Source organism: Bacillus sp. PSXD-155 (genome assembly GCF_049310765.1).
Classification (GTDB): Bacteria; Bacillota; Bacilli; order Bacillales; family Bacillaceae_G; genus Bacillus_A; species Bacillus_A cereus.
On record NZ_JBMOWC010000098.1, the window covers coordinates 1 to 9,123 of the forward strand.

Consider the following 9,123-nt stretch of genomic DNA (forward strand, 5'->3'; position numbering starts at 1 on the left):
AGAGAGATAATATATAGTGAATTTTATTGTAAATTAAGACTAAATATATAAAGGGTATTATGAAACAATACATTTTTGTTAATCAGTTAGGTAATAGCTATGAAAATAAGGTCAAACATATTGGTGTAAAAGAATGAATTGATTTAGAAAGCCCTTTAATTTTTTAGGTGCGAATGTATAGCAATCATGAAATTCTTAGTACATTCGCACCTAGAATTCTTAAACTTTATGAGGTGAATTTATAATTTTTATACAAATTACTTTATTTAATAAAAATATTTGTATACTTTTGAATAGAATTAAAGTATTTGTGATTGATTTTGAACACAAATCGGTGTCGCACCTCATATAGGTGCATGGATTGAAATTGGACAGCAAATGGCGCTTTAAAGGCGATGAAAGGTCGCACCTCAAATAGGTACGTGGATTAAAATTTGCAAATATCGGTAATGTGATTACGCCTGTATTGTCGCATCTCTTGTGGGTGCGTGGATTAAAACTGGTAAGACCCTTGATAGCAATTTATTATGAGTTTACGCATTACCCAAAATTCAACTCTCACTTACCTTTGGACTTTCGTCCTACACAAGCTTGAGGAATAAGAATTCTTTTGGCTAATGCGTTAATTTTAATTAATACTTATTGAAACCTATAATGTTATTATGTAATATGAAGGTATATTATTAGTTTATTTGATTCCGTTTATTCCTACACCTTTTTTATGTTGTGGTTGAGTTGTAGAAGCAAGTTTCGTCTTGTTTCAATTGTGAAAGGGCTTCTTTGAGCCGATTAGTGTATATAGCTTATTTTGCTATGCACATTTTCAATCGACTTGAAGAAGTTCTTTTTGTGTTGTTTTCAAGTTTGCAGGCGGGGTTATGAATCATAAAAAGTTACAAAATAGAGGAGATAGTAAAATGAAAAAGACTGTAGACATTTACGATTAGTACCAACAGCAGAGGAACATAAAACAAGAATGGAAAAAAAGTCAGAAGTCATATGCTGCACCAGCCATGTCATCCGAATCCAGAGCAAGAGTAAATCAAATGAGAGGGTGTTTTGAAGCAGAAATTATATTACCAGACGGTAAATTTCAATATTTCAAGCCACATGCTCTTAATGTAAAAGAAGCCATTCAGGAAATTGTGTTATATATTGAAGGGATTCAGGAAACAAACGAAGGCTATGTTATCTTATGGCGCTTTGTCGGGCAACAAAGTTTTTATTATGGCAAAAATATTGTAGCTGAACCGAAGTTTCGTACATTTCTACGTAAGGTGAAAGATTATGAAGAGGTGGTTTATGAAACTGAAAAATAAGGAAGAAAGAGGGATAGATATGAAAAAAGATAATATTTGGGTAGTGTCAGATGATTCAAAAGAGCAGGAAATAAAAGAGCAATCCCAAGAGCTGGATGATATATTCGTTGGTTTGGATAAGCTATCGGAGATTACAGATGATGAACTACCATTTTAATTATATTGAGGTAGTGTATAGAGGGTAAAAGGAAGAACTAAGTGATGTATATACTTGGATCTTCCTTTTTTATTGTAAAAAAGAACTTGGAGGGGAATATTATGTTTACAAAAATTTTTATTGGTCTATTTTGTTATGTGTTTTTGGTAGTTCGTAATTCAAAGAAAAAATTTCTAATAGAAGAAGCCAAGAAAAAAGAAAGAGAAAATAAAACAGTGGAACGCCCTGTTTATTGGTGCCCAAGAGAAAATAGACCTATCGGAAGGGAACAAGAGCGTGTTACTGTTCCAACAAAAGAAATCACCTTAGAAAAAGATGTAGCAAGTATATATGATTTAGTTGCTACATCTGTTCATAATAATTTGGGTGAGGAAGAGAGTAACAGGCTAAAACATGAGGATATAGAAGAAGTGGAGTATGCTGAAGCTTTTCATCATACTCCTACTCCTGAAGTTGTTTATGATATTCCTTTTCCAAGTGATGAGGATATACCAGAAGAATTATTAGAATATGAGGAAATGTATTCACAACAAGAATATGTTTCAATTCCATCCGAAACAGAACATATTTTTCCTGTTCAACAAGGAGTAGCTGATGTTCAAGATATGGATTTTGTGAAGTGGACTGCAAAAGTGATAGGAAGAGAACAAGGACTAACACGTGTCATGAATGTGATAGATAACAAGCGTTATTGGATTCATACAGAGGGAGAGATATTACCAAAAAATCAATTACTGTATATGGAATTAAAGGTCGATTCACCTTGTTCTTATACACTAGTTGAATGGAGTAATAGACAACTAGGGAATATTTGAACTACTCACCACTTAACGTCCTAACGGACTGTTTGAAGTGGGAGATTCCTGGGAACACCGATGTATCCACCGGTTATCTTAGCAGGCTCTACCCGTAGTCCCTACGGTGAGAACTGAAATGTCTTGGACGTTAACTCACCACACTACCTACTTTAGCTTGGTTTTCGCAATTTTGAGAAGCGTGGGGCGATAGAACGTTGAAGATTTTACGGTTGCAACGTTTTTCTGCAACCAACCTCATATCTTCAGTTTTCGAAGAGCAATCTGTACAAGTAAATGATAGCAAATATGTTGGCTTATGCCAACCGACAGAAGACTCCCACCTAAAATTGGTGTTTCACACCTTCACATTTTTGAGGAAGGAGTCTTCTGTCGGAAAACGATAAATCTATTTTCTAGTTGTATTTTCTTAGTTAAATAGCATGAAATACAGCATTTTTCCACTCATTTGTGCAAGAATAAAACATTTTTTTATTTTTGTACAAATGAGTGGGACAGAATGATTCACCATATAAGGATATTCGACTATAATGAGACATTGTACGTCATTGTAATATTGAAATGTTTTGAGATTCAAGTGATTAACAGTCTTAAAACAGGAGAATTGAGAACTCTTCGTAATATTACAATGCTTAAAATAGATTAAATCTAAACATGAGGATTATATGAAGTAAAAAATATTTTTGAGTTAAAAAAATAACAATTTTGAAAGGTGAATGTAAATGAATATTAATTCCATAAGTAACAATGTAGTAGAAAAATTAGAACAAACGGTGCGCTATGAAAAGAAACAAGTCCAGGTATTACGTGTAAGTAAAAGTAGTTCTAATATACACGCTTACATGATTTTTCCGGAATTCTCAGAGGTTAAAATTTCAAATACCGAACTGGATGAATATATAGAAAACCTGTCAACAAGCGTGAAGTATGTCATTGATCGCAAGTTGAGTCAACAAGAAATTGAAAAACAAAATCATTCTTTCATTATGACGTGTGAAGTCGAGGAAGATGGTGTGATAGATGATGAAACGATTCATTTTAATACGACGTATGTAAAACCACCAACAATTGCAAATAAAGTATTTAAGTTGGTATGTGGATTAGGGAATCGCTTAGATAGCTTAAAAGAATTACATATTACAGTATTAAATAATAATATTAACCGAATTGAAATTGAGTTTTACAATGAAAATGAAACATATGTGGCAGTAGAAAAAGAAGAAATTGCAAATGCAATTATGGGGGCATATATAAAAGCAAATATCTATTATGCAGCAGATCTTTATTATGCTGCAGAAGGAAATGAAATCAAATTAAAGAGCATCAAACCAAAATTAGCGGGTGATGTGTAATGAAACGAGAAAAAGGAATGATAGGAGTCTTATGCACGCTTGTTTTGATGATTTTATTACTTGTACCCTTACAAGCAGCTCAAGCTTCTGTAAAAGTAGATTTTAATGAGTTAAAAGGAAATGATGTTTCGTCATCATTTAAAGATGGACTAAATAATCGAACGAAAACAACAGAGAAAGATGATTCATTTGGATCATCAATCATACAAAAGATTGAAGGATTGTATGCGCCGGCTTTTAAAGTAGGAGTCAATATCTTTTCTATTTCATTCGTATTAGGAGTTATTGTCATGGTTATGGCATTAATTACAAAGAATGGTCAATGGATGAAGTGGGCAACCGGAAGTATGATTTTCTCATTTATCAGCATGATGTCGATGAGACTAAGTGTATACTACTTGTTTAGTTCCGATGTATTTTCGTTTATGAACATCTTTACGGATTTTTTAGACCTGTTTAAAGCAACAGCACTTATTTTCACACCCTTTATGTTAATCGCAGGTATTCGTTTAAGAAGAATTCATGAGAGTACGAAACAGCCGGAATATTACCGTTGGGCCAATCGTGTCATAACGGGATCTTGTTTGCTGTGTATGTTAGCCGTACTCGCTCCATGGCTATTTGCTAATATGTAAAGAACTATATATAAAGATAGAAAAGGTACTGAATCTACATTCAGTACCTTTTATCTACCCATTAGGTTCTTTTTTTCATATTCTTCAAATACTTCTTCTGAAATTGGAGATAGTATGCCGCTCAAATACACAGCGGTATATAAAAAGTATTGCTCATCCTTTGTTTTAATTGTATGAGTACCGTGTTCCTCATTGTTTGGAATAATTCGTTCAATTTCGAGTTGTTTTTTTATCACAAATGATCTCTTTTACTCTATATAAATTATGTATCGGTAAACGATCAATATACAAACAAAGGTACTCTAGTAAAAATAGAATAACAGTCATTTGTAGAATGAAAGCAATCTTTAATAGAGTTGGTATGGATGCAAATAATACTAGAAATATAGAGACCAAGAAAATATTTAACTTTGAAAACCATTTTTCGTGTTGATTTAAAGAAATAATACTTTTCTTATTCTGAAACACCTGGAGCCTCGTTATAAGAAAAATAATTGCAAAGATTCCTTCATAACTAAACCAGATTTTCCACTCCGTATCAGTAAGTTCAAGCAATATATATATGATACCGGTAGATACGATCAGTGGTACCAGCTGTACCAAACTAAATAGTATGGTATGTTCTAACATTCTTTTCTTGTAGATACGATTAGTAATTGAATCCAAGTTTCTTAACTCCTTCTGCAATTTTCATGATGACACCACCAATAAGAAGATGGTATTCGCCAATTCCTTTTTCATTTACGTACCAACACATATAGTGTCGGATACCTTCTTTTGCACCATGGTCATGTAAAGGAAAAGGAGATGCGTATTTTTTAGATGACATATTATTATCACCGAAAGGAACCTGTTCTGCAAGTGCAAAACGTTTCTTCGAATCATTTATAATCCAACAACCATAGTTTACTGATCCATACCATATAGCGTCTTTATGAATTGGATCAATAGAAGGTTGTGCTGGATAGCTTTCAGCTAGTATTTGCGCTTTCTCTTCACGAAGTTGCTGATGTATGTGTGAATTCAATGGATCTTCCGTTCCGATTTCATAGGTTTCCTCAAAGTTACCACACTCATAAGGGACAAGGGGATTATTTGAATCAGCTGCTAATTGCAGACTGCAAGAATCTGATTTTGAAAGATAATATACACAGTCTTTGCAGGTGAAATAGTTTGAAAAAGCTGAATCACTTTCTGGTTCTGTTCCGGTATTATTTACTACAAGTTTTAACATGTCTATCACAATCCTTTTTAGGCTAATTCGTAAATTAATATAGACGTATCATATCATGCTTATAAATTAATGTAAATATTTTCCAAATAAAAATAACCTTATTAATTTTGAAAGGACTGTTTGTATTGAATAGAAATCGAGAATATATTGCTTTGCGAAATTCTATATTAATAGGCTGGTTACTGACATGCTTCGTAATAGGCCTATCTATCTATTTTTCTTCTGTTGTTTATTTATTAATCGGATGTTTCATTCTATCGTTAAAATACGGATTAATGGGTACCGTGAAAAATGTGGAAAAACGTTTGCCTACCTGGGCCAACTTTGGCGTCATTGAAAAACCAGTAAATAGAAGAGTGACCAGACCTTTTCAGTTTCGAGGTGGGCTCCTTGTTTCATTAGCATTAGGATTCGTAGAGATGGTGATAAAAGGCTTATGTATCTCATATTTTATTTTAGGATTAGAAACGCATGTATATCGTTTAATGCGCAGAAACGCAAGGGTGTAAAAAGGGGGCTTCTATTATGAAAGTATTGATATTTGAATTAATTCTCATTGCGGTTCTGATTCCGTTGAATATTGTTGTGAAAAAACATGTACCGAAATGGAAAGGAAAAGCCGGAGAGAAATTAGTGAACCGTATATTGAGCAAGTTGGATTCTGAAAGTTATCGCGTGTTACATGATGTTACGGTTTATACGGAGTTCGGTGATACAACGCAAATTGACCATATTGTTATCGCTGAAACAGGTGTATTTGTTGTAGAGACAAAAAACTATGAAGGATGGATCTATGGAAGTGAGAAAGCGGCAAGGTGGACACAGGGTATTTTTAGAAAGAAATCCTCTTTTCAAAATCCATTTCGACAAAACTATAAACATATAAAAGCAATTGAATGGGTGATGGGACAACAGCTGCCTTGTATCTCTATTGCTGCGTTTCATCCAAAATGCAGTCTGAAAAGGGTACATGTTCATTCTAAAGATAAACATGTCCTGTATTATAACGATTTAAAAAAATATATCGAATCCTATATTGATTTGAAACTTACAAAAGACGAGGTCGAGCATATCTACCAAACTATTTTGCGAGCAAATATTGACGATAAGGATATAAAGAAGAAACATGTGAAGTATTTACAGTATAAGTTTGCTAAACAAAAAGAAATGGAGAAAAGGACATGTTATATGTAATAGGGTTTATCGTAATCTCTGTAGTAGTTATTCGTCTCAACATGAAGTATTACCGGTTAAAAGGTCATCCGAAGGATTTTATAATAAAAAGAAATGATTAAGTGGGGTCTCGCCACATCGCTATCAAGCTAAGCTGCAGTAAGGACTAACTCAAATAGATCTTTTCTGTTTTCTAAAGAATTATTATGACCGATTTAAAAATCTGCATATCAAATAAACCCTAACGGGTTTCACTTTTTTGAATTAAGCGGCTTGATTATCAGACATGGTACAATTGTAAACGACACCTAATATATCAAAGACCGTTTTTTTCTCATACCGATGAGATTTTCTCCCGTTTTGCTGTAGGAGATTGAACAGGCGAAGTAACACCTTGGATAGCTCTTGGGTGTTTTTTTGTATAGTTTGGAATAGAAGAAGAAAATAGTCTTTAATCATATATATGGCTTTATACTCACTAAGCTCTCGTTTTTTCTTCATGAGGAGCAATTGGCGCATTTGAAACATGATAGAAGAACAGAGTAGAATGGCAATCAGTTGCCCATACAAATGGCATTCCAATCGTTCTCGTTTTATCTTTTTACAATGATGAATGTGAAAGAATGATTTCCACGTTTTAAATAAAATTTCAATTTGCCAACGTAAAGAATACCAATCATGCACTTGTCCCATCGGGACAATATCTGTAGGGGTGTTTGTCATATATACATTGATACCACTGAGTCGTTTACTACGAGGGGAATACTTCATTCCTTTCTTTTTTTCTCTTACTGCTTGATCTTGTAATCGTTTTTGTTGCTGTTGTTTTGTTAATCGATGAACAATTACACGAGTTGGCACTTTATCAATCATTCCTACATAAGCATCAGCTATTTCACATGTTTGTCCTGGTTGAAGGGAGTTCATTAACGTCTCCATACCTATCTGTATATACTCTGTACCTTTCTTAATTCTTCCATCTTGAAAATAATCAGGGTTAGGATTTTTTTGATATATACGTGTATTCGACTTGATACGAGAGATATAGTAGGCCTCTTTATCTTGTATATATTGAAGGTCTTTTAAATGAAAATAACCTAAATCTCGGATACATAAATCATTCGCTATCACAGTTGGTGCACACAGAGAGCCGTAAGTGCGATCATGTTGTTTACCTGGACCTGTATGAATATGTAGAAACTGTCCACTTAACAAATCATACTCAAGTTGAATTTTTATCCCAGCTGTATGGCTGCATCCTCCTGCACCTGGATAAACCGATGAAAATACATTAGGGAGTTGAAATGCAGTTGAATCTAAAATACGAATACGCTTGAAAACAGAAGTGTATGGATAAGAAATCGGCATAGATGCGGCCAATTTTTTGGTTAGTAGTTCGGCCAGTAGGTGTTGTAAAAGTTGGACGGCCGCCTTATTAAATCGTTGATTCAGTCCCTCAGGACTGATAAGTACTGCTGTTGATGCTTCTAAACAGCTAGATAACTGAGCTAAAGAAGTCATAGCTATATTTTGGCTCACCCATACACATAAAGCTACTAAATCTTTTGCTTGATACTTACTGCTTCGTTGTACAAAACCAACATCTCTAGCAAGATCCCGCAAGGTATTTGGAGATAACAAACTTTGAATCTCTTGAGCAAATAGTTGTAATTCGTCAGACACAGAAACAGACATAAAAAACGCCATCCTTTCCTATGATTCTACAGAAAGAATAGCGCATTTTTTCATTTTAGGGTGGCATTTCTTTTTATTAGTTTGATAGCGAGGCGACGATACCCCTTTATTATTTTTCAGACTTCGCTTGTTCTAAAATGTATGCTTCTTCTTGTTCCGGTGTCGCTAATTTGTATGCTTTACCAGTGCTGTTATTGTCCCATTCCCATAATAAATTATGCTCCTCAACCGATTGAGAGAAATCGCCTTCATACCAACGAACCAACATCTTAAGGTACTGTTCTTTATGTTGTAAGGTTCCACTATTACTTTCATCAATCGCTCGACGTACTTTTCCGATATTTTCTGGAGTCATTTTGATAAATCCTTGCTTTTCGTGAGATAATACTTTTTGATGAGTCATTTTGTGCATTGCATTGATTATATGACGATCAGAGTTGAGGTCAAGTATTACCTCTTCCCCTTTAATTCTCTCAGTCTGCTTTTCCTTAACGTCTGAACCTGCATACGTACCGACTTTGTAACCAGTAAAAATACCAACTGCTATAGCAATAACTAAGGTTGATGTGATTTTAATCCACTTTTTCAAACCTCTTACCCCCTTTTATTGAAGTGTACCATAAAAGAAGAACTGTATACCCATATCTATCTGTGAGGTCTACATAACGCATCATTATCAGTAGTCAATGATGCATGAAATTGTCGTTCTGGGGGTAATTAAAAATCTTAGCTTGATAGCGATG

The 9,123-nt window shown here is 34.1% G+C and carries 9 protein-coding genes and 2 pseudogenes; 7 read left to right on the plus strand and 4 right to left on the minus strand.

Features of this window, described 5'->3' with window-relative positions:
• Nucleotides 1-976: 976 nt before the first annotated feature.
• The 5 genes and pseudogenes from ACO6VI_RS32300 to ACO6VI_RS32320 all read left to right on the plus strand — a co-directional run bounded on the left by ACO6VI_RS32300 (nt 977) and on the right by ACO6VI_RS32320 (nt 4,278).
• Nucleotides 977-1,319: pseudogene (locus tag ACO6VI_RS32300) on the plus strand (DUF6018 family natural product bioysynthesis protein).
• Complete coding sequence (locus ACO6VI_RS32305; RefSeq protein WP_002164386.1) at nt 1,303-1,476, plus strand: hypothetical protein; 174 nt, start codon at nt 1,303-1,305, stop codon at nt 1,474-1,476. The pseudogene ACO6VI_RS32300 and the gene ACO6VI_RS32305 overlap by 17 nt, the downstream one beginning before the upstream one ends.
• Nucleotides 1,477-1,577: 101 nt before the next feature.
• Nucleotides 1,578-2,291: a transposase gene (locus tag ACO6VI_RS32310; protein WP_422425138.1), complete on the plus strand. Its 714-nt coding sequence runs from the start codon at nt 1,578-1,580 to the stop codon at nt 2,289-2,291.
• A gap of 722 nt (nt 2,292-3,013) precedes the next feature.
• Nucleotides 3,014-3,643, plus strand: coding sequence for a hypothetical protein (locus ACO6VI_RS32315; protein WP_422425139.1), 630 nt, complete (start codon nt 3,014-3,016; stop codon nt 3,641-3,643).
• Complete coding sequence (locus ACO6VI_RS32320) at nt 3,643-4,278, plus strand: hypothetical protein (protein ID WP_422425141.1); 636 nt, start codon at nt 3,643-3,645, stop codon at nt 4,276-4,278. Before ACO6VI_RS32315 ends, ACO6VI_RS32320 begins: the two co-directional genes overlap by 1 nt.
• Before the next feature lie 50 nt (nt 4,279-4,328).
• Here ACO6VI_RS32320 and ACO6VI_RS32325 read toward each other — a convergent pair.
• Nucleotides 4,329-4,908: pseudogene (locus ACO6VI_RS32325) on the minus strand (hypothetical protein).
• Between the two features lie 19 nt (nt 4,909-4,927).
• Complete coding sequence (locus ACO6VI_RS32330) at nt 4,928-5,512, minus strand: hypothetical protein (RefSeq protein WP_328005739.1); 585 nt, start codon at nt 5,510-5,512, stop codon at nt 4,928-4,930.
• Nucleotides 5,513-5,637: 125 nt separating this feature from the next.
• Between ACO6VI_RS32330 and ACO6VI_RS32335 the strand changes: the two genes are divergently transcribed.
• Together ACO6VI_RS32335 and ACO6VI_RS32340 are read left to right on the plus strand one after the other, a co-directional pair.
• A complete protein-coding gene (locus ACO6VI_RS32335) occupies nt 5,638-6,021 on the plus strand; it encodes a hypothetical protein (RefSeq protein WP_080000448.1) in 384 nt (127 codons plus the stop codon).
• Nucleotides 6,022-6,037: 16 nt separating this feature from the next.
• Entirely contained in the window at nt 6,038-6,706 is a 669-nt protein-coding gene (locus ACO6VI_RS32340; protein ID WP_422425143.1) for a nuclease-related domain-containing protein, read from the plus strand.
• Nucleotides 6,707-6,949: 243 nt separating this feature from the next.
• Here the strand turns inward: ACO6VI_RS32340 and ACO6VI_RS32345 are convergent, their stop codons facing one another.
• Together ACO6VI_RS32345 and ACO6VI_RS32350 are read right to left on the minus strand one after the other, a co-directional pair.
• Nucleotides 6,950-8,380, minus strand: coding sequence for an IS4 family transposase (locus tag ACO6VI_RS32345; RefSeq protein ID WP_097814537.1), 1,431 nt, complete (start codon nt 8,378-8,380; stop codon nt 6,950-6,952).
• 109 nt (nt 8,381-8,489) lie between these two features.
• A complete protein-coding gene (locus ACO6VI_RS32350; RefSeq protein ID WP_048565371.1) occupies nt 8,490-8,969 on the minus strand; it encodes a PRK06770 family protein in 480 nt (159 codons plus the stop codon).
• Nucleotides 8,970-9,123 lie beyond the last annotated feature (154 nt).